We start from the raw sequence: 19,844 nt of genomic DNA, 5'->3' as shown, positions 1-19,844 counted from the left end.
TCGCCATGACTGGACACGTGATCTGCTTCGGCGAAGTTCTGCTGCGCTTCGCAACGCCATCGCACCGCCTGATGGTGCAGTGTGACGCACTCGACATGGTCGTGGGCGGGGCGGAGGCGAATGTCGCCTCCGGCCTCGCCTCGCTTGGCCACGCGGTGCGCATGGTGACCCGCCTGCCCGCCAGCCCGCTGGGCGACAAGGCCCGCGCGGCGCTGGGCGCGGCGGGCGTGGACGTGTCCGGCGTCGGCTCCGGTCCCGGCCGCATGGGGCTCTATTTCCTGGAAAGCGGCGCGGGGCTGCGTCCTTCCGCCATCACCTACGACCGCGCCGGCAGCACCTTTGCCGAGAGCGCGCCCGAAGATTTCGATTTCGCCGCCGCGCTGGACGGTGCGCGGCTGCTGCACCTTTCCGGCATCACTCCAGCGCTTGGCCTCGGCGGCGTGGCACTGGCCAAGGCGGCCGTGCGCGCGGCACAGGAGGCCAATGTGCCGATCTGCTTCGACGGCAATTACCGCGCGCTGCTGTGGGAAAGCTGGGACAGCAACCCGCGCGAGATCCTGAACGAACTGGTCTCCGCCGCCACGGTGATGATCGGCAACCACCGCGACATCTCGCTGCTGCTGGGCAAGGACTTTTCCGGCGACGGCGAAGACCGCCGACGCGAAGCGGCGGAAGCTGCCTTCGCCGCCTTCCCCGGCCTTCAGTACATCGCCTCCACCGCGCGCCACGTGGTCAACGCCGCGCACCACCGCATCGCCGCGCGGATCGACGCGCGCGATGCCGCCTATCAGACCGACGAAGTGGAAGTGACGCAGATCGTCGACCGCATCGGCACCGGGGACGCCTTTGCGGCGGGCGTGCTGCATCGCTGGCTGGAAGGCGCGGACATTACAAGAATGGCGCAGGCCGGGCTGGCCTATACGGTGCTGAAACACTCGCTGCCCGGAGACATGTGCCTGATCGGACAGGGAGAACTCGATGCCTTTTCCGCCAGCGGAGGTGACGTCCGGCGATAATCCGACTTCCCGGCGCGCGGTGCTTGCGGGCACGCTTGCTGGCACGGGCGCAGCGCTTGTCGCCGGTGCCGCGCCGGCCTTCGCCCATTCGCCGGTTGCGCCGGTGGTGGGGCGTTATGCGGGCCTGAACGAACAAGGCGTTCTGGCCTTCAAGGGCATCCGCTATGGCCGCGCCGAACGCTTCGGCCGCGCCGTGGCCGAACCTTTCGACGGCCCCCATGTGGAGGCGCGGCAATTCGGCCCGATCTGCCCGCAGCGCGGCATGGACGACCAGCCGCAAAGCGAGGACTGCCTCTTCCTCAATATCTGGACGCCCGAGGCGAACCCGGCCGCGAAGCGTGCGGTCATGGTCTATTTCCACGGCGGCGCCTATACCACCGGATCGGTCACCGATCCGCTGACGCACGGCGCGAAGCTGGCAGCGCAGGGCGATGTGGTGGTCGTTACCGTCAACCACCGCCTCAACGCGCTGGGCTATGCCTGGCTCAAGCCGTTCGGCACGAAGTATGCGGACAGCGGCAATCTCGGCCAATTGGACCTGACCCTCGCGCTGCAATGGATCCGTACGCATATCGCTGCATTCGGCGGCGATCCCGCACGGGTCATGGTGTTCGGGCAATCGGGCGGCGGCGCCAAGATTGCCACGCTGATGGCGATGCCGGCGGCCAAGGGCCTGTTCCACTCCGCCGCGACGATGAGCGGGCAGCAGGTGCAGGCCAGCGGACCGATGCATGCATGGGCCCGCACGCAGGCATTAATGGCGGCGCTGAAGCTGGCGCCCGGCGATGTCGATGGGCTGCGGACGATGCCGGTGGAGCGCCTGACCGCCGCGCTGGACACCACCGATCCGGTGATGGGCAGCGGTCCGGTCTATTTCGGCCCGGTGCTCGACATGACCAACCTGCCGCGGCATCCGTTCTGGCCGGACGCCGCGCCGCAGTCGCTTTCGGTGCCGATGATCCTGGGCAACGTCCATGACGAAACCCGCGCCTTCCTCGACCCGCGTGGGCCCAAGCTGAAAGGCCTCGACTGGAGCAACGTGGCGGAGCGCATGGGGCGCGAAGTGAAGATCGACCTCGACCCGCAATGGGTGATCGACCAGTACCGCGCGCGTGAACCGGACTGGACGGTGGAGCAGGTCTATTACGCGGCCACCACGGCGGGCCGGTCCTGGCCCGGACAGGTGATCGAGGCGGACGAGCGTGCGAAAGCGGGCGCGGCGGCGACGTGGGTCTATCAGCTTGAGCGGCCCTCCCCAGTCGATCCCTTACGGGGGGCGGCGCATACGGACGACATTCCCTATGTGTTCGGAACGCTCGATGCGAAGGGCAGCTTTTCCGGCACCGATGCCGGGGCGCAGGCTTTGAGCAAGGCGATGATGGGCGCGTTTACCGGGCTGGCCAAGACCGGGCGGCCGGGGATCGCGGACTGGGCGCCTTATTCGCTGCCCGCGCGTGCGACGATGGTGTTCGGGGACAAGGTTCGCGTCGAGAACGACCCGCGCGGGTGGCAGCGCGAGTTGTGGGCTACGGCGCCGTACGTCCAGCCGGGGACGTGACTGGGCACGCCCTCACCGTCCCTCATCCCGTCGCCCCCGCGTAGGCGGGGGCCCCGCTTTTCTTCTGCCACGTAGCGGTAAGCCGCGCCGTTCAAGAAGCGGGATCCCCGCTTTCGCAGGGGTGACGAGAATGGTCCGGTGATGGTGGAGGGAAGCGTTGGCCCCTCCCATCCCCCTCACTTGCCGGCGGGCACCGGCGGATTGGGATAGGCCACGATCAGCGAAAGCGGCTGCTCGCCCTTCTGCCAAATACCCACTATCGCGCCGTTGTAGAGGTAGGCGGTCATCCCCGGCTTCAGCATGGCCCGCTTGCCGTCCGAAACCACCTCGCCCTCGCCCGAGAGCACGTAGTAGACCTCGTCATGAGCGATGGGGTGTTCGCCGATCGCTGCGCCCTTGTGGAGGACGCGGCGGCGGAATTCCATCGCGCGCGGGGCTGGCGCCGCGTCGGAGATACGATAGGCCGTGCTCATGCCGATGGCCCCGTGCGGAGGAGCTTCCTCGCGCACGGTGTCCTTCTCGTCGATCACCGCCATCGCCGGCGCTCCGGCACCCGCAGACGCGGCCATCAGCAGCAGCGCCGCAATCACTTTCTCATCGCCTGATCGCGAGAAGAGAGCTTTTCCTGCGCACCCGTGTGATCGCCCGGATAGTGGCCGGACTTCGGCGTCATCGTCCCCAGGTTCCAGTCCTTGTCCACGAAGGCCGCGCGGGTTTCGGCAAGGTGCGGGTAGCCGCCGACCACCTTCTCGTCGTCGATCACCTCACCGCGACCTTCGGCCACGAAGAACAGCACGCGGATCTCGTCGGCGGAACGGTCCCACGGGCGGGCGCCCACGGTCTGGAGCAGGTCGGTCTCAAGATCGGCGGCAGGCGTGATCTTGTAGCCATCGAGGCTGGCCAGCGGCTGCGACGATTCGACCACCTTCGCCTTGGTCACGCCATAGCGGCCGAACATCGGCGCCGGATTTCCCCAGCGGTCCACATTGATGTTGTCCTTGCTGAACCACGCCAGGTCGCCATCGCCGCCCAGCGTCAGGAACGGCAGCCCTTGCGCCGTGGAATTGCCTGCGCGCATCACGTTGCCGACGGCCGTGATCTCTCCGGTGACGTAGGGATGCCCGGTCCATTCCAGATTCATCAGGTTGTAGTGCACCGCGCGGTGGCCGGGGTCGTAGATCATGTTGTTGATCATCAGGACCTGCGCCCCGCCCTTCACCAGCGGCGAACGCTCCAGATTGTGCGCCCAGAGGTTGCGGTAGAAGACGATGCCGGTGGTGTTGTCATGCACCAGCGATCCCTTGGAATGCTCCCCCTTCGGGTGGCTGGCGTTGGCAAGCCCCTCTGCGGCCAGATTCTCGCGGAACAGCACGTCATGGCTGGTGTTGGCGCGCCATTCCTTCACGTCCTTGCCGTTGAAGCGGGGGCCGGAGGTCGACATGTTTTCGTCGATCGCCCAGAAGAACGAGCAATGTTCGATCACCACGTTGTGCGCGGCCACGGTGGAAAAAGCGTCCGCCTCCCAGCCGGAAAGATGCGGCTGACCGTCCACCCCGGTCATCACGCGAATGTGGCTGATCTTGACGTCATGCCCCTTCAGATCGATGCCGCCGCGCACGATGGTGATGCCCGGCGAAGGCGCGGTCTGCCCAGCGATCGTCAGGTAGGGTTCGTCGATTTCCAGCACCGAGCGGCCCAGGTCGATCACCCCGCCCACCTCGAACACCACGGTGCGCTTGCCCTTCGCGTCGATCGCCGCCTTCAACGATCCGGGGCCGTCCTTGGCCAGCGTGGTGACGCGGATGATTCGGCCGCCGTCGCCCCCGGTGGTCGGATCCTGGGCCTGCGCAAAAGCGCTGTGTGGCTCGGCGAAAGCCAGCATGGAGGCGAGGAGCAAGCGGCTGAACGCCGTCGATTTCTTCACTGTGCATCTCCCGTTTGCACTGGTTCTTGACAGGGTGGGGTCCCTGCGCTCATAGTTCATGACACCGGTTACCAAGACCGGCAAGAAAGAACTGGCCGGCAGCCGCAGATTGTCCCGAAGGGCACTGAAGGCTCGCCGGAAGGCACCGAACGGTGCATGAGAGTGCGCTGTGAGGCGCAGGGAGCAGAATGCCGGACGAAAGGGTGCGCGACTCTTCGCGCCTTCCCATGACACCGGTATCATAGACAGGCCGACAAGGCCGCGAGGGGGAGTGATCATGCATTCGCATGTTTCGAGGATTTCGCTGTTCAAGATCGCACTGGCCGCTGGCAGTGCGCTGGTTCTGCCGCAGGCCGTGTTCGCGCAGGACGCTGCCGCACCGCAGGCCGCGGCACCGCAAACTGCCGAACCCGTGGGCGCCGAAAGCGACGCGACGACCGAGGCGATCATCGTCACCGGCTTCCGCCAGTCTCTGCAGGCCGCGCTCAACGTGAAGCGCAATTCGGTCAGCTCCGTCGATGCCGTCGTGGCCGAGGACATGGCCAAGTTTCCCGACCAGAACCTGGCCGAATCGCTGCAGCGCATCCCCGGTATCTCCATCCAGCGGGACGGCGGCGAAGGCCGCGCGATCACGGTGCGCGGTCTCAGCGCGCAGTTCACCCGCGTCCGCGTGAACGGGCTGGAAACCATCGCCACCAGTTCCGACGGCGCCAGCGCCAACCGCGATCGTTCGTTCGATTTCAACGTCTTCGCATCCGAACTGTTCAGCAGCCTGGTCGTCCACAAGACCGCCGAAGCCAGCCTGGACGAAGGCTCGCTGGGCGCGGTGGTGGACCTGAACACCGGCAACCCGCTGGCGGGCAAGACCGGCCTTTCCGCCGTGCTGAACGTGCAGGGTTCGTACAACGACCTGTCCAAGAACGTCGGCCCGCGCATCGCCGGCATGCTGTCGTGGAAGAACGACGCGGGCACGCTGGGCGTGAACCTCTCAGCCGCCTACTCGCACACCGATACGCTGGAAACCGGTAACAACACCGTGCGTTGGGCGCAGGCCTACTTCAACTCCGTGGACGGCACCCCCTGCTATTACTCGGTCGCGCCTGCAACGGGCGGCACGCCGGTCAATTCGGGTGGTTTCTATCGCCCCTCCGCCGCATGCGACGAAGCGGCGCTCTCGTTCCATGCCCGCATTCCGCGTTACGGCAAGGTGGAGCATGATCGCGAACGCCTGGGCCTGACCGGATCGATCCAGTTCGAACCGACCGACCGCACCAAGCTATCGATCGACGGGCTCTATTCCCGCTTCAAGGAAAAGCGCGCCGAACAGTGGCTGGAAGTGCTGGCCCGTTCGAACGAGCGCAGCTTCAACGTCGTCGACCCGACCTATGACGACAACGGCAACATGGTCAGCGGCACGTACAACAACGCCTATGTCCGCACCGAAAGCTACCTGCGCAAGTCGGACACCGAATTCTACCAGATCGGCGCCACGCTGGATCAGGACATCACCGATACCTTCCGCGTTACCGCGCTGGGCGGCATCTCGCAGTCCAACGCCAAGATCCCGGTGGAAACGACCTTCGCCTACGACGCCAAGGGCGCCAACGGCTTCACCTTCGACTATTCGGACATGAAGTCGCCGGTGCTCAACTACGGCATCGACGTGACCAACCCGGCCACCTTCCAGCTCGCCGAAATCCGCGACCGTCCTTCCTATGTGAAGAACCAGTTCAAGACTGGCCAGCTTCGCAGCGAATGGGACGTGACCGAAGGCTTCACGGTGAAGGCCGGCGCGGTCTGGCGGCGCTACAACTTCCGCACCCAGTTGTGGACGCGTGACACCGTGGCCTGCAACGGCAATGGCAAGCCCGATCTGATCTTGGGCACCACCACTTGCTCGGCCAGTGTCTATGGTCTGCCGGTCACTTCCGACATCTCGCAGCTCGTAAATCTGGGCGATGCCGGCCAGCCCAGCGGCACCACCGATTCCTGGCTGGTGGCGAACATCAACAACGCGGCCGACTACACCAACCTCTACCAGCGCGCGGCAGTCGAGGATCTCGGCTCCAACCGCAAGGTCCAGGAAACCACTTCGGGCGGCTATCTCCAGTTCGACGTGAAGGGCGATATCTTCGGCCTGGAATTCGCGGGCAATGCGGGCATGCGCTATGCCCACACCAACCAGCAGTCGACCGGCTATACCGCCGGCATCGCCGCCACCGTGAAGCGGACTTACGACGACTGGCTGCCGTCGATGAACCTGGCCTTCTATCCGGCGCATGACGTGATCGTGCGCGGCGCGATCGCCAAGGTGATCACCCGGCCTTCGCTGGGCAACCTGAACCCCGGCGGATCGGTCGACGGGTTCAACTACAAGGTCACTTTCGGCAACCCGTTCCTCGATCCCTATCGCGCGACCAACTTCGATGCCTCGGTCGAATGGTACTTCGCACCCGGCGCGCTGCTGTCGGTGGCGGGCTTCATCAAGAAGATCGAGAGCTTCCCGGTTTCCGGCACTTATGTCGCCACGCTGCCGCAGCTGGGCCTCGATCGTTCGGTGCTGACGCCCAGCTCGCCGGCCTACATCAACTATGATCCCAATCAGGAATACGTGGTCTCGGCGCAAGTCAACGGCGCGGGTGCGACGCTGAAGGGCGTGGAAGTGGCAATGCAGATGCCCTTCACCTTCCTGCCGGGCATTCTCAGCCACACCGGCTTCCAGGCCAACGCCACCTTCATCAAGAGCGATGCCGATTACCAGCAGACCGGTCCGGCGGTTTCCGCCTGCACCCGCAACAGCTCGGGCGCCTGCACGTTGGCCGGCGTCTCGGCGATCTACCACTCGACGCTTTACGGCGTGTCGAAGCGGGCATGGAACGCCACGCTTTACTATGACGATGGCAAGTTCAGCATCCGCGGTTCGGTCAGCTATCGCGGGCCTTTCGTCGATCAGGGCAGCGCCACCGGCAACGTGTTCGAAGGCTATGGCTCGTACACCAGCGTCGATGCGGCGGTGCGCTATCAGGCGACCGATTGGCTGGAACTCTCGGTGGACGGCAACAACCTGACCGACGAATACCGCTATCGCTGGAACGACGTGACCGCAGAACGTAACTACGAGAACAACCACTTCGGGCGCACCATCCTGTTCGGCGCGCGGGTCAAGTACTGATCCCGCACACCGGCCGGATGGCCCTAAATACCTGACTTCAAGTAATACCTGACTAAATATTGGAGAGTGCCGCCATGACCTTCGACCGTCGATCGTTCATGGCAGCCTCTCTCGTTTCCGGCCTGCTGGCGGGAGAGGCTGGCGCGCAGACCGCGCCGCCGGTGGCGGCCAACAAGCCCCGCGCGCCCGGCCTGCCCCAGCCCAGCGAAACCATCGACCTCTGGCCAAAGGGCGCACCGGGTCTGCCCGCGAAGCCCCCGGTCGAAACGGTCGACGAACGCTCTGCCGACGAACTCGTCACCGACCGCGCCGTCTACGGCATTACCCGCCCGCGCATGGCGGTGTTTCGGCCGGACCGCCCCAATGGCGCGGCGGTGCTGCTGACGCCCGGCGGCGGCTACAAATGGGTGGTGGTCGACAAGGAAGGCTACGAAATGGCGCGCTGGCTGGCCGCGCGCGGCTTTACCGCCTTCGTGCTGTTCTACCGCCTGCCCGGTGAAGGCTGGGCGAGCGGCCCCGATACGCCCCTGATCGATGCGCAGCGCGCCATGCGGCTGATCCGCCACCGCGCGCGGGACTTCGCGATCGATCCCGAGCGTGTTGCGGCGATGGGCTTTTCCGCCGGCGGCCATGTCTGCGCCAGCCTTTCCACCCGCTTCGCGGCACAAGTCTATACGCCAGTGGACGTGGCGGACCGGCTTTCCGCCAAGCCCTTCTGCGCCGCGCCGATCTATCCGGTGGTCTCCATGGACCCGGCGATCGCGCACGCCGGATCGCGCGATCTGCTGCTGGGACCCGCGCCCACGCCCGCGCTGGAGGCGGCCTATTCGCCCGAGCGCACCGTGCCCGCCGACGCGCCGCCGCACTGGCTGCTCCATGCCGAGGATGACGACGCCGTCCCCGTGGAGAACACCGTGCGCCTGCGCGCCGCGCTGAAGGCGCGCGGCATCCCGGTGGAGGCGCATTTCTTCGAACACGGCGGCCATGGCTTCGGTTTGCGCCGGGCCATCGGCAAGCCGGTGGAGGCATGGCCCGACCTCTGGCGCGCATGGGCGCGGACTAAGGGGCTGGCATAACTTCTCGGGCTGGCGGAATGAGCATGGACAGACGCAAAGCGATAAAGGCCGCCCTGATCGGCGGCGCAGGTCTTGTAGCGGGCGGGCTTCAGGGGGAAGCCGCCGCCGCAAGGGAGCCCGGGGCGGCGGGACCTCCTCCCCCGCCCGCCCCGGCTCCCGCCAGATGGCGACGCGGGTCCGACAACCAGCGGATTTCCGACTTGGGCAACGGTACGATGCTGAACCCGGTGCTATCCGGCGACCGGCCCGACCCGGCCGTGCTGAAGGATGGGGAGGACTATTACCTGACCTTCTCCAGCTTCGATTCCTACCCCGGCCTCACCATCTGGCACAGCCGCGATCTGGTGAACTGGCAGCCGAGGAAGCCTGCGCTCACCCGCAATATCGGCTCGGTCTGGGCGGTGAGCCTGGAAAAGCACAACGGGCGCTATTTCCTCTACATCCCGGTCAAGGCCGAGCCCAACGAGATCTATGTGATCTGGGCCGATCACATCGACGGCCCGTGGAGCGACCCGAAGCCGCTCGGCCTGCACGATCATATCGACCCCTGCCACGCCGTGGGTGAGGACGGTTCGCGCTGGCTGTTCCTTTCGGGCGGGGACCGCGTGCGGCTGTCCGAAGACGGCCTCTCGCTGGCGGGCAAGGTGGAGCATGTCTACGATCCCTGGCACTATCCGGACGAGTGGGATGTCGAGGGTTTTTCGCCCGAAGGCCCCAAGATCCACCGCCATGGGGACTGGTTCTACATGCTCACCGCCGTGGGTGGCACCGCCGGCCCGCCGACCGGCCACATGGTGATCGCCGCCCGCGCCCGATCGATCCACGGGCCGTGGGAACAGCACCCCGGCAACCCGCTGGTGCGCACCGAAAACCAGTCCGAAGCCTGGTGGTCGCGCGGCCATGCCTCGCTGGTCGAAGGGCCGGACAAACGCTGGTACACGCTCTATCACGGGTTCGAGAACGGCTTCTGGACGCTGGGGCGCCAATGCCTGCTCGACACCATCGAGTGGACGCCGGACGGCTGGTTCAAGATGACCGGCGGCGATCTGTCGCAACCGCTGTCGGTGCCGAAAGTCGCCAAGCCCCTGCCGCATGGCATGCCGCTGTCGGACGATTTCTCGAAACCGCTGGCGATGGGCTCCAAGTGGTCGTTCTTCCGCCCTGCCCCGGACGAAGCCAGCCGCGTGCGCGTTTCCGACGGCGCGCTGCATCTGAAGGGCAAGGGCCTCGCCCCGTCGAGCGGATCGCCGCTGCTGCTGATCGCGGGCGACACCAGCTATCAGTTCGAATGCGATATCGAGATCGCGCCCGGCGGCACCGCCGGCCTCGTGCTGTTCTATGACGACAAGCTCTATGCCGGCCTCGGCTTCGATGCGACGCGCTTCGTCACCCACCAGTACGGCATGGAGCGTGGCCGCCCCGCCAACCCCAATGGCCGCCGCATGAAGATGCGCGTGACCAACCGCCGTCACATCGTTTCCTACCACACCTCTGCCGACGGCGGGAAAACGTGGAAGCGATTTGACCGGGGGATGGAGGTTTCCGGATACCACCACAATGTCCGTGGGGGGTTCCTCATGCTGCGTCCCGGTCTATATGCTGCCGGAGAAGGCGAAGCGACGTTCCGCGATTTCCGTTTCACAGCCCTGGATGACTGATGCCCATTCGCCCCCTTGAGCTTCATCCCGACCGTCTGCTGCCGGCCGAACCCGCCACCCGCAAGCTGGCGCGCGAGCTTTACCGGCACATCGCGGACCTGCCGATCGTCAGCCCGCACGGCCATACCGATCCGCGCTGGTTCGCCGGCAACGAGACCTTCGGCAACGCCACCGACCTGCTGCTGATCCCGGATCACTACGTGTTCCGCATGCTCTATTCGCAGGGCATCGCGATGCAGGATCTGGGCGTTCGCAACCCGCAGGCAGACCCGCGCGCGGCGTGGCGGCTGTTTGCGGAAAACTACTTCCTGTTCCGCGGCACCCCTTCGCGCATGTGGCTGGACTGGGTCTTTGCAGAGGCGTTCGGGATCAGCGCGCAGCTTTCCGCCGAAACCAGCGACCTCTATTTCGACACGATCACCGAAAAACTGGCAACGAACGACTTCCGCCCGCGCGCGCTGTTCGACCGCTATGGCATCGAGGCGATCGCCACCACCGAAAGCCCGCTGGACTCGCTGGAATACCACGCCGCGATCCGCGCCGAGAATGCGCGGCCGGGCGGTTGGCAGGGCAAGGTGATCACCGCCTATCGCCCTGATCCGGTGGTCGATCCCGAATTTGAAGGCTTCCGCGATAACCTGAGCAAATTCTCCGAGATCACCGGGGAGGACTGCCTCACCTGGAACGGCTACCTCGCCGCGCACCGCCAGCGCCGCCGGTTCTTCGCGGAAATGGGGGCGACCTCCACCGACCACGGCCACCCGACGCCGCGCACGGCGGACCTCTCGCCCGCCGATGCCGAAGCGCTGTTCGACAAGGTCAGCAAGCGCGCCTTTACGGCCGAGGATGCCGAACTGTTCCGCGCGCAGATGCTCACCGAAATGGCGGGCATGAGCCTCGACGACGGCCTCGTCATGCAGATCCATCCGGGTGCTTTCCGCAACCACAATGCCCGCGTGTTCGACCGTTTCGGGCGCGACAAGGGCGCGGACATCCCCTCGCGCACCGAATATGTCGCCAATCTGAAGCCGCTGCTGGACAAGTACGGCAACGAGCCCGGCCTCTCGATCATCCTCTTCACCCTGGATGAGAGCACCTATGCCCGCGAACTCGCACCGCTGGCCGGGCACTATCCGTGCCTGAAGCTGGGCCCGGCGTGGTGGTTCCACGATAGCCCCGAAGGCATGCGCCGTTTCCGCCGCATGACCACGGAAACCGCCGGTTTCTACAACACAGTGGGCTTCAACGACGATACCCGCGCCTTCCTCTCGATCCCCGCCCGCCACGATGTCGCGCGCAGGATCGATTGCGGGTTCCTTGCCGAACTCGTAATGGAGCATCGCATAGAGGATTGGGAAGCCGCCGAACTGGCGCGTGACCTGACCTACAATCTCGTCAAGAAGGCCTATCGTCTGTGAGACTCTCCAGCGAAACGCTCTCCCGCCTGCCCGAATCCGTCGCCCGCCCCGGCTATGACCGCGCGGCACAGGCGGCGGGAATCGTCCATTTCGGCATCGGCGCGTTCCACCGCGCGCATCAAGCCTGGTATACCGACCGGGCGATGGCCAAGGGCGATCGCGATTGGGGTATCGTGGGCGTTTCGCTGCGTTCGGCCAATGTGGCACGCCAGCTCAATCCGCAGGACGGGCTCTATACGCTCACCGAATGTTCGGCCGAGCGCAACCGCATGCGGGTGATCGGATCGATCCAGCGCGTGATCGTCGCCAGCGAGGATCCGGAGGCGGTGATCGCCCAGATCGCCGCGCCGGAAACGCGGATCGTCACCTTCACCGTCACCGAAAAGGGCTATTGCCGCGCCGCCGACGGATCGCTCGATCCGTTCCTGGCGCATCACGGTAGCATCTACGCCTTCCTCGAAGCCGGCCTGCGCCGCCGCCGCGAGCTGGGGCTACCGGGGCTGACGCTGCTTTCGTGCGACAACCTGGCCCTCAACGGCCGCCAGCTTGAACGGTTGATGGGCGAATATCTGGCGCTCAAGGATGCCGAGCTTGGCGCATGGGTCGCGGCGGAATGCACGTTCCCCTGCGCGATGATCGACCGCATCGTCCCCGCCACCACCGCCGCCGATCGCAAAATGGTGGCGACGCTGGCCCGGCTGGACGACGACGGCGCGGTGATGACCGAGCCGTTCAGCCAGTGGGTGATCGAGGACAAGTTCGCCGGCCCCCGCCCCGCGTGGGAGAAAGTCGGCGCCGAGCTGGTCAGCGACGTGGCGCCCTATGAGGCGGCGAAGCTGCGCATGCTCAACGGCGCGCATTCGGCGCTGGCCTATCTCGGCCTCGAACACGGGCACGCCTTCGTCCATCAGGCGGTGGGCGATCCGGCGATCCGCCCGCTGATCGAGCGGCTGATGCACGAGGAAGCGCAGCCGACCATCAAGGCCGCGCCCGCGCAGGACCTTCAGGCCTATGCCGACGCCCTGCTGGCCCGCTTCACCAATCCCGCGCTGCAGCACCGGCTGATCCAGATCGCAATGGACGGCAGCCAGAAGATCCCGCAGCGCTGGCTGGAAACGCTCGCCGCCAATCAGGCGAAAGGCAAGCAGTGCCCGGCGATCCTTACCGCGCTGGCCGCATGGCTGCGCCACGTGCGCGGCGACAATGCCGCCAAGTGGGGCCCGGTGGACGATCCGATGGCCGGGCGCCTTGCCGACATCTGGCGCGAAGAGGGCAAGGACGGCACCCCGCGCGCACTGTTCGGCGAAGGCGGACTGTTCGCCAAGACCTGGACGGCCAGCGAAGCCGACTTCGCCGCGCTGGCCGAGCGACTGGCCCGCGCAACGGCCTGAAGGCCGTCACGCAGTCCCAATCTTGGAGCAATCGATACGATTGCATCGGATCAATTGCTCCAAGTTTCTGGTTTGCCGCGTTTTCCGGGTCATCAGGTGATTCCACCTGATTGGAAAACGCTCTAAGCGGGCTCCCGCTCGGAAGCCCGCAAGTTCGAACCGTTCGCCGCGAAGTGCGCGGCCAGATCGAACGGCGTCGTCTGGTAGATTTCGTTGATCCAGTTCGCGAACAGCAGGTGCGCGTGGCTGCGCCAGCGATTGACCGGCGGGCGGGTTAGATCGTCTGCCGGGAAATAGCCCGCAGGCACCTGGTCCGAACCGTCGCGGTGATATTCCCCCGCCAGCGTACCGGTGTCGTACTCAAGATGATTGAACATGTGCAGCGTGCCGTGGGCGTGATCGTCCACCAGCGCGGCGCCGGCTTCCGCGCTGCCCGCCAGAACGCGCAGGCCCTCCGCTTGCGCCAGCGCGGCCGGGCAAGCTTCGGCCCAGCGGGACACGGGAACGTCGAACGTGTCCGAAAAGCCGCGAAGGTAGGGTGAGGCCGGGGCCAGATTTCGATGTTCGAACACGCCGAACGCCTTGTTCGGCAGATCGCGCTTCGGCACGCCGTGAAAGTGGAAGAGCGCGGCCTGCGCCGCCCAGCAGATCGTGAAGCAGCGGTGCACGTGCGTCTGCGTCCAATCGAAGATCGCGCGCAGTTCCGCCCAATAGCTGACGTCTTCGAAGGGCATCCGCTCAACCGGCGCGCCGGTGACGATGAAACCGTCGAACTGTTCGGCCCGAACCTCGCTCCACGGACGGTAGAATGCCGCCATGTGATCCGCAGAGGTGTTGCGGGAAACATGCTCCGTCAGCCGCACCAGCGACAGTTCGATCTGCAGCGGCGTCGCCCCCAGCAAGCGTGCCAGCTGGGTTTCGGTGCTCACCTTGTCCGGCATCAGATTGAGCAGGCCGATCCGCAGCGGCCGGATATCCTGCCGCACTGCATCGGTGTGCCCCATGATCGGCACGCCTTCGGCCTGCAGAACGTGACGGGCAGGCAGTCCATCGGGGATCATTATAGGCACGGCGCGTCGTTTCCTTTTTCGGGATCGACGCTGCGTGGCTTGCTCCGCTTGGTTGCCGCTCGGCCACATCCTCCTCTCGGAGTGCCACCTTGCCCGGAACGGCAGGTTGGCGTTGGGCGTCGCCCCAACTCTTGATGCAGGGACTGCCTTAGACGGTCGGAGCCGCTACCGCAACCATCGGCTGATCGCAAAGCGCCATGGCGCTCCCCAACGCTCCGGAACGCGGAAGACGGGCGGCCCTCAGGCCGCGGCGTCCTTCAGCTTACCGGTCTTGGCGGCAGCACCGCTGTCCAGCGAGTAGTTCGGCAGGCTTTCCAGCGCCTGCCGCAGCGATTCGCCCCAGCTTGCGGTGATCGACTGGTAATAGGGATCGTTCCATTCCATCCGCCGTTCGTGCAGCGGGGTGAAATTGTCCGTTTCCAGCACCAGCAGGTCCAGCGGCATGCCGACGGAGAGATTGGCTTTCACGGTCGAATCGAACGAGACGCAGAGCAGCTTGATCGCCGCCTCGAAGCTCATGTCGCGGTCATAGCCGCGGATCAGGATCGGGCGGCCGTACTTGGTCTCGCCGATCTGGAAGAACGGCGTGTCGAAGCTGGCCTCGATGAAGTTGCCTTCGGGGTAGATCAGGAACAGGCGGGGCTCCATGCCCTTGATCTGGCCGGCGACGATCATCGTCGCGCTGAAGGTGCCAGATGCCGCGTTCTGGCCGTTGTCCGCCGCGCGTTCCTCGATCACGTCCTGCAGCAGATTGCCGACGATCGTGGCCACCTGGAACATCGTGGGCGCTTCCAGCAGCGAATTGTGCCGCTCCGCCGGGGCCTTGTTGCGTTCCTCAAGCTGGCTGATCACCGCCTGCGTGGTGGCAAGATTGCCCGCCGTCATCACCGAGATCACGCGTTCGCCGGGGATCTGCCAATGATACATCTTCCGGAAGGTCGAAATGTTGTCGACCCCGGAATTGGTGCGGGTGTCGCTCATCAGCACGAGCCCGCGGTCCAGCATCATGCCCACGCAATAGGTCATGGAATTCTACGCCCCGATCAATTCGCTTCCCCCGCGAGATACACTGTATTCCGATCTTCGCGGGAACGGCTTCAAAGTCTGTCTGGAAAATGCCCGAAAGGCATTTTCATCGCTGCACCGAGGGCCGGTGCCGCAAAATTCGCTTTCAGCGAATTTTCAAACGACCCCTCAGCCGCTTTGCTGCTGCCTTCCTGCGGAAGACTGCTGCTGTTGCTGACCTAGCACTTTCTCGCCCACGGACAAACGCACTTCTAGCTGGCTGTCCCCGCCACCCATCGCGATCCCTTTTACGGGCGCCGCCTCACCATAATCGCAACCGCTGGCCACGCGAATATACCGTTCATCGGGCGACATGCCGTTGGACACGTCGAAACCCACCCAGCCGAGCCCCGGCACATGCGCCTCCGCCCAGCCGTGGCCGGCCTCCTGCTCCTCCCGGTCGTTCATCTTCAGGTAGCCGCCGACATAGCGCATCGGGATGTCGAGCAGACGGCCCGCAGAGATGAACGTATGCGCATGGTCCTGGCAGACGCCCTTGCCCGCGCCCAGCGCCTCTTCCGCCGTGGTCTTCGCATCGGTGGCGCCGGGCACATATTCGATACGCTCCGCCACCAGCCGCGACAGCGCGTGAAGGAATTCCAGTGGATCGCGCCGATCGGCATCGACATCCTCCACCAGCGCGCGCACGCGGGCGCCGGCCTTGGTCAGCCGCGTGGGCCGCAGGAACGTCCAGAGCGGCATCAGGCCGGTGTGGTTGCCGGTGATCCCACTGTTGTCGATCGTGCGAACCGTACCGCGACAGGCGACCACCACGGCGTCCGCCCCCGGTTCGATCGAGACCAGCGCGGTGTGGCTGTGGTGGTGATCGTCGTACTCGGCCTCTGCCCGTGCGCCGGTCAGGTCCATCGTCCAGTCGACCACTTCCTGCCCGTGCGTGGTCTTGGGCCGCAATTTCAACCGCTGAAGACCGTGCGTGACCGGCGCGTCGAAAGTGTAGCGGGTGGTGTGGGTCACGGTCAGCAGCACGGGGGAACGGTCCCTTCTACTCGATGAAGCGATAATCGGCGGCGATGGCGTTGCCGAGACGGTTGGTCTGCCCGATGAAGTCCTGCAGGAATTCGTGCAGCCCGGTCTCGAAAATGTGTTCGATCGTCGTCTGGTGCAGCGCCGCGCCCGTCTGCCGCAGCAAGGCGTGGGCGGAAGTTTCCTCGCCATATTCCTTGGCGAGCCCGGCCAGATTGCTGCGCAGCTTTTCATAGCAGAACACCAGGCTGCGCGGGAACTGTCCGTCCAGGATCAGGAAACGGGCGATGCCGCGCGGGTCCATGGCGCCGGCATTGAGCCAGGAATAGGCGCGGTTGCCCGCCACCGAGCGCAGCAGCGTGTCCCACTGCACATTGTCCAGACTCGATCCCACCCAGGCGACCGAGGGCAGCAGCACGTAATACTTCACGTCCAGGATGCGCGCGGTGCTGTCCGCCCGTTCGATGAAAGTGCCGATCCGCGCGAAATTGAACACTTCGTTGCGCAGCATCGTGCCTTCCAGCGCGCCGCGCACCAGCGTCCCCTGCCGGCGGATCGCGGTGAGCACTTCGCCCAGATTCGATTCGCGGACCGGGCGCGACAGCAGTTCGGACAGCGCCATCCACCCTTCGTTGGTCGCTTCCCAGACCGAGTTCGTCAGGCTGGTGCGCACCATGCGGGCATTGGTCCGCGCATTCTCGATCATGCGCAGGACGGAGGCGGGGTTGTCCCGCTCCCGCAGCAGATAGTTGAACACTTGCGGGCCGGAGAAATCGCTGTGCCGCACGGCATAGTCGTCCACTTGGCCCGTGGTGGTGAGGACGGACTTCCATTCCTCTTCCTGCGCGTGCTTGTCGCTGCGCGTGAGGGCGAGGTGGAACCCCACGTCGATCAGCCGCGCGGTATTCTCCGCCCGCTCAAGGTAGCGGCTCATCCAGTAAACGCCGTTGGCAGCACGTCCGAGCATTATTCGTCCAGTACCCAGGTATCCTTGGTGCCGCCGCCCTGCGAGGAGTTGACCACCAGCGAGCCTTTCTTCAGCGCCACGCGGGTTAGCCCGCCCGGCGTGATGTCGATCCCGTCGGGCGAAACCAGCACGTAGGGCCGCAAGTCCACATGGCGCGGCGAGAGGCCGGCCTTGGTGAAGATCGGCACGGTGGAAAGCGAAAGCGTGGGCTGCGCGATGTAGTTGTGCGGCTTGGCACGCAGCTTGGCCTCGAACGCGGCCAGTTCCTTTTTCGAGGAGGTCGGCCCGATCAGCATGCCGTAGCCGCCGGAACCGTGCACTTCCTTGACGACCAGATCGGCCAGATTGTCCAGCACATAGGCCAGCGCCTCCGGCTCCGAACAGCGCCAGGTGGGCACGTTGGGCAGGATCGGCTTCTCGCCCGTGTAGAACTCCACGATCTCCGGCATGTAGCTGTAGATCGCCTTGTCGTCGGCGATGCCGGTGCCCGGCGCATTGGCGATGGTGATGCCGCCCGATCGGTAGACGTCCATGATCCCGGCGATGCCCAGCACCGAATCGGGATTGAAGGTCAGCGGATCGAGATAGTCGTCGTCCACCCGGCGGTAGATCACGTCGATCGCCTTGTACCCGGTGGTGGTCCGCATGGCGACGCGGCCATCGACCACGCGCAGATCGCTGCCCTCCACCAGTTCCGCGCCCATCTGGTCGGCCAGGAAGGCGTGTTCGAAATAGGCGGAATTGTAGATGCCGGGCGTCAGCACCGCCACCGTCGGCCGGCCCGATCCCTTGAAGGCCGGCGGCGCGCAGGCGCGCAGGCTGCGGGCAAGGCGGCGCGGATAGTCGGAGACGGGGCGCACCGGAACCTTGGTGAACAGTTCCGGGAACATCGCCATCATCGTCTCGCGGTTCTCCAACATGTAGGAGACGCCGGAGGGGGTGCGGGCATTGTCTTCCAGCACCATGAACTCGTCCGCGCCGGTGCGAACAAGATCGATGCCGACGATGTGGGTATAGACGCCGCCAGGGGGCGTCATGCCGATCATTTCCGGCAGGAACGCCACATTGTTGCGCAACGCGTGGACCGGCAACCGACCGGAGCGGACGATTTCCTGGCGGTGATAGAGGTCTTGCAGGAAGGCGTTCAGCGCCCGCACCCGCTGTTCGATGCCGCGCGTCAGCTTGCGCCATTCGCGTGCGGTGATGATGCGGGGGATCAGATCGAATGGGATCAGCCGTTCCTCGGCCGCCTCGTCACCATAGACATTGAAGGTGATGCCGATGCGGCGGAAGAAGCGTTCGGCCTCCGCCTGCTGGCGCGTGAACCAGGCCTTGTCCTGCGAATCGTACCATTGGCTGAGGTCGGCGTAGGCGGGTCTTACCGACCCGTCTGCATTGAGCATTTCGTCGAAGTTCGTTCCGCTCGCAGCCGACATTGTGACTCCCTGTTGACCATGTGATGCAACAAGGATTCGCACTTGCCAAGCAGTTACGCTGCAAGTGCGAAGAAAAAATATTTACCCTGATGGCGGGTGCCGCGATCTATTCGGTCGGCGGGAGGGCCGACCGAGCAACATCACCCCAGCAAGCCGCGCTGGTTCAGATCTGCCCGCAGGGTTTCCGCATCGCGAAAATGATGCACCTGCCAGCCGAGCGCGGCGGCACCGGCGATGTTGTCCGCATTGTCGTCGATGAACAGCATCGCTGCCGGCGCATGGCCGAAGCGGCGGACGGCAAGGTCGTAGATTTCGCGGTGCGGCTTCACCAGCTTCTCGTCACCCGAGACGACGACATCGCCGAACAGGTCGAACAGTGGCTCGCTCTCGCGGAATTCGCGCCAGAAGGTGCTGGCGAAATTGGTGATGGCGTAAAGCGGCACGCCGCGTGCCGCCAGTTCGCGCACGATCTCGTGGCTGCCGGGCACGTTGCCGGGTATCGTTTCCAGGAAGCGCGTGGCGTAGGCGTCGATCAGGTCGTCATGGCCGGGAAACTCGGCCTTGCGCGCGGCGACCAGTTCGTCAAGGTCCGCCCCGGCATCATGCGCGAAGTGCCACTGTTCGGTGACGACGTTCGTGCAGAACCAGTCGTGCTTTTCGGGATCGTCGATCAGCTTCGCGTAGAAGCCGCGCATGTCCCACTGGACCAGCACGCGGCCGACATCGAAGACGACGGCTTCCACCGCCCCCGCTTCCGCTGGCTGTGCTTCCACTGGCTGCACTTCCACCACGCAATTCACCCGTGCTTCGGACATGACAAGACCCCCGCTTGTGGCGGGGGTCTGCTGTCTTCATCGCAAAAGACCGTCCGCCTTGATCGCCCCCGCCATTATCGACGGGGACAGGCGGAACGAATCAGCCCTGGCGAGCCTTGAAGCGACGGTTGGTCTTGTTGATGACATAGGTGCGGCCGCGACGACGGATCACGCGGTTGTCGCGGTGACGGCCCTTGAGCGACTTCAGGCTGTTCGTAATCTTCATGGTTCGTCTCGTCTCGTGTGGTTCGGCGGTTAGTCCAACAGCAACTGGGCCGCCGCCAGAAATTTGAA

16 protein-coding genes and 1 riboswitch are annotated in these 19,844 nt (G+C 65.3%); of the genes, 7 read left to right on the top strand and 9 right to left on the bottom strand.

Features of this window, described 5'->3' with window-relative positions; all coding sequences use genetic code 11:
• Window positions 1-5: 5 nt before the first annotated feature.
• Complete coding sequence (locus WBP07_RS00195; RefSeq protein ID WP_395393359.1) at window positions 6-1,016, top strand: sugar kinase; 1,011 nt, start codon at window positions 6-8, stop codon at window positions 1,014-1,016.
• On the top strand, window positions 979-2,574 hold the full coding sequence (locus tag WBP07_RS00190; RefSeq protein WP_395393358.1) for a carboxylesterase/lipase family protein: 1,596 nt from the start codon (window positions 979-981) through the stop codon (window positions 2,572-2,574). Before WBP07_RS00195 ends, WBP07_RS00190 begins: the two co-directional genes overlap by 38 nt.
• Window positions 2,575-2,750: 176 nt before the next feature.
• Here WBP07_RS00190 and WBP07_RS00185 read toward each other — a convergent pair whose 3' ends face one another.
• Entirely contained in the window at window positions 2,751-3,143 is a 393-nt protein-coding gene (locus WBP07_RS00185) for a cupin domain-containing protein (RefSeq protein ID WP_395395678.1), read from the bottom strand.
• A gap of 17 nt (window positions 3,144-3,160) precedes the next feature.
• A complete protein-coding gene (locus WBP07_RS00180; protein WP_395395677.1) occupies window positions 3,161-4,456 on the bottom strand; it encodes a polysaccharide lyase family 1 protein in 1,296 nt (431 codons plus the stop codon).
• Window positions 4,457-4,775: 319 nt separating this feature from the next.
• Here WBP07_RS00180 and WBP07_RS00175 point away from each other — a divergent pair, with 319 nt between their 5' ends.
• The 5 genes from WBP07_RS00175 to WBP07_RS00155 all read left to right on the top strand — a co-directional run bounded on the left by WBP07_RS00175 (window position 4,776) and on the right by WBP07_RS00155 (window position 13,213).
• Window positions 4,776-7,670: a TonB-dependent receptor gene (locus tag WBP07_RS00175; RefSeq protein ID WP_395393357.1), complete on the top strand. Its 2,895-nt coding sequence runs from the start codon at window positions 4,776-4,778 to the stop codon at window positions 7,668-7,670.
• Between the two features lie 74 nt (window positions 7,671-7,744).
• Entirely contained in the window at window positions 7,745-8,746 is a 1,002-nt protein-coding gene (locus WBP07_RS00170) for an alpha/beta hydrolase (RefSeq protein ID WP_395393355.1), read from the top strand.
• Between the two features lie 17 nt (window positions 8,747-8,763).
• Window positions 8,764-10,404 (top strand): family 43 glycosylhydrolase, encoded by a 1,641-nt coding sequence (locus WBP07_RS00165; RefSeq protein ID WP_395393354.1) that lies wholly within the window; start codon window positions 8,764-8,766, stop codon window positions 10,402-10,404.
• Complete coding sequence (gene uxaC / locus WBP07_RS00160) at window positions 10,404-11,822, top strand: glucuronate isomerase (RefSeq protein ID WP_395393351.1); 1,419 nt, start codon at window positions 10,404-10,406, stop codon at window positions 11,820-11,822. Before WBP07_RS00165 ends, uxaC begins: the two co-directional genes overlap by 1 nt.
• A complete protein-coding gene (locus tag WBP07_RS00155; RefSeq protein WP_395393350.1) occupies window positions 11,819-13,213 on the top strand; it encodes a mannitol dehydrogenase family protein in 1,395 nt (464 codons plus the stop codon). Before uxaC ends, WBP07_RS00155 begins: the two co-directional genes overlap by 4 nt.
• 122 nt (window positions 13,214-13,335) lie before the next feature.
• Here the strand turns inward: WBP07_RS00155 and metA are convergent, their stop codons facing one another.
• From metA to ykgO, 7 genes are all read right to left on the bottom strand, one after another.
• Entirely contained in the window at window positions 13,336-14,283 is a 948-nt protein-coding gene (gene metA / locus WBP07_RS00150; RefSeq protein WP_395393347.1) for a homoserine O-succinyltransferase, read from the bottom strand.
• Window positions 14,284-14,321: 38 nt separating this feature from the next.
• A riboswitch (SAM-I-IV-variant riboswitch) is annotated at window positions 14,322-14,426 on the bottom strand.
• A 97-nt stretch (window positions 14,427-14,523) separates the two neighbouring features.
• Window positions 14,524-15,309, bottom strand: coding sequence for a peptidase (locus tag WBP07_RS00145; RefSeq protein ID WP_395393344.1), 786 nt, complete (start codon window positions 15,307-15,309; stop codon window positions 14,524-14,526).
• A gap of 168 nt (window positions 15,310-15,477) precedes the next feature.
• Complete coding sequence (locus WBP07_RS00140; RefSeq protein WP_395393342.1) at window positions 15,478-16,335, bottom strand: transglutaminase domain-containing protein; 858 nt, start codon at window positions 16,333-16,335, stop codon at window positions 15,478-15,480.
• Window positions 16,336-16,351: 16 nt separating this feature from the next.
• Window positions 16,352-17,299, bottom strand: a complete 948-nt coding sequence (locus WBP07_RS00135; protein ID WP_395393340.1) for an alpha-E domain-containing protein — start codon at window positions 17,297-17,299, stop codon at window positions 16,352-16,354.
• On the bottom strand, window positions 17,299-18,735 hold the full coding sequence (locus WBP07_RS00130; protein ID WP_395393339.1) for a circularly permuted type 2 ATP-grasp protein: 1,437 nt from the start codon (window positions 18,733-18,735) through the stop codon (window positions 17,299-17,301). Before WBP07_RS00130 ends, WBP07_RS00135 begins: the two co-directional genes overlap by 1 nt.
• 140 nt (window positions 18,736-18,875) lie before the next feature.
• Complete coding sequence (locus tag WBP07_RS00125; RefSeq protein WP_395395675.1) at window positions 18,876-19,430, bottom strand: HAD-IA family hydrolase; 555 nt, start codon at window positions 19,428-19,430, stop codon at window positions 18,876-18,878.
• Between the two features lie 220 nt (window positions 19,431-19,650).
• Window positions 19,651-19,776, bottom strand: a complete 126-nt coding sequence (ykgO, locus tag WBP07_RS00120) for a type B 50S ribosomal protein L36 (RefSeq protein WP_021235112.1) — start codon at window positions 19,774-19,776, stop codon at window positions 19,651-19,653.
• Window positions 19,777-19,844 lie beyond the last annotated feature (68 nt).

Source organism: Novosphingobium oxfordense (genome assembly GCF_044029435.1).
Classification (GTDB): domain Bacteria; phylum Pseudomonadota; class Alphaproteobacteria; order Sphingomonadales; family Sphingomonadaceae; genus Novosphingobium.
The sequence above is the reverse complement of the archived record's forward strand: the minus strand, read 5'-3'. Positions and strand labels throughout refer to the sequence as shown.

What these genes read in the sequence shown, in the direction of transcription:
- WBP07_RS00195 (WP_395393359.1), top strand. Translation starts at nt 6, where the DNA reads ATGACTGGACACGTGATCTGCTTCGGCGAAGTTCTGCTGCGCTTCGCA.
- WBP07_RS00190 (WP_395393358.1), top strand. Translation starts at nt 979, where the DNA reads ATGCCTTTTCCGCCAGCGGAGGTGACGTCCGGCGATAATCCGACTTCC.
- WBP07_RS00185 (WP_395395678.1), bottom strand. Translation starts at nt 3,143, where the DNA reads ATGGCCGCGTCTGCGGGTGCCGGAGCGCCGGCGATGGCGGTGATCGAC.
- WBP07_RS00180 (WP_395395677.1), bottom strand. Translation starts at nt 4,456, where the DNA reads ATGCTGGCTTTCGCCGAGCCACACAGCGCTTTTGCGCAGGCCCAGGAT.
- WBP07_RS00175 (WP_395393357.1), top strand. Translation starts at nt 4,776, where the DNA reads ATGCATTCGCATGTTTCGAGGATTTCGCTGTTCAAGATCGCACTGGCC.
- WBP07_RS00170 (WP_395393355.1), top strand. Translation starts at nt 7,745, where the DNA reads ATGACCTTCGACCGTCGATCGTTCATGGCAGCCTCTCTCGTTTCCGGC.
- WBP07_RS00165 (WP_395393354.1), top strand. Translation starts at nt 8,764, where the DNA reads ATGAGCATGGACAGACGCAAAGCGATAAAGGCCGCCCTGATCGGCGGC.
- uxaC (WP_395393351.1), top strand. Translation starts at nt 10,404, where the DNA reads ATGCCCATTCGCCCCCTTGAGCTTCATCCCGACCGTCTGCTGCCGGCC.
- WBP07_RS00145 (WP_395393344.1), bottom strand. Translation starts at nt 15,309, where the DNA reads ATGACCTATTGCGTGGGCATGATGCTGGACCGCGGGCTCGTGCTGATG.
- WBP07_RS00135 (WP_395393340.1), bottom strand. Translation starts at nt 17,299, where the DNA reads ATGCTCGGACGTGCTGCCAACGGCGTTTACTGGATGAGCCGCTACCTT.
- WBP07_RS00130 (WP_395393339.1), bottom strand. Translation starts at nt 18,735, where the DNA reads ATGTCGGCTGCGAGCGGAACGAACTTCGACGAAATGCTCAATGCAGAC.
- WBP07_RS00125 (WP_395395675.1), bottom strand. Translation starts at nt 19,430, where the DNA reads ATGCGCGGCTTCTACGCGAAGCTGATCGACGATCCCGAAAAGCACGAC.
- ykgO (WP_021235112.1), bottom strand. Translation starts at nt 19,776, where the DNA reads ATGAAGATTACGAACAGCCTGAAGTCGCTCAAGGGCCGTCACCGCGAC.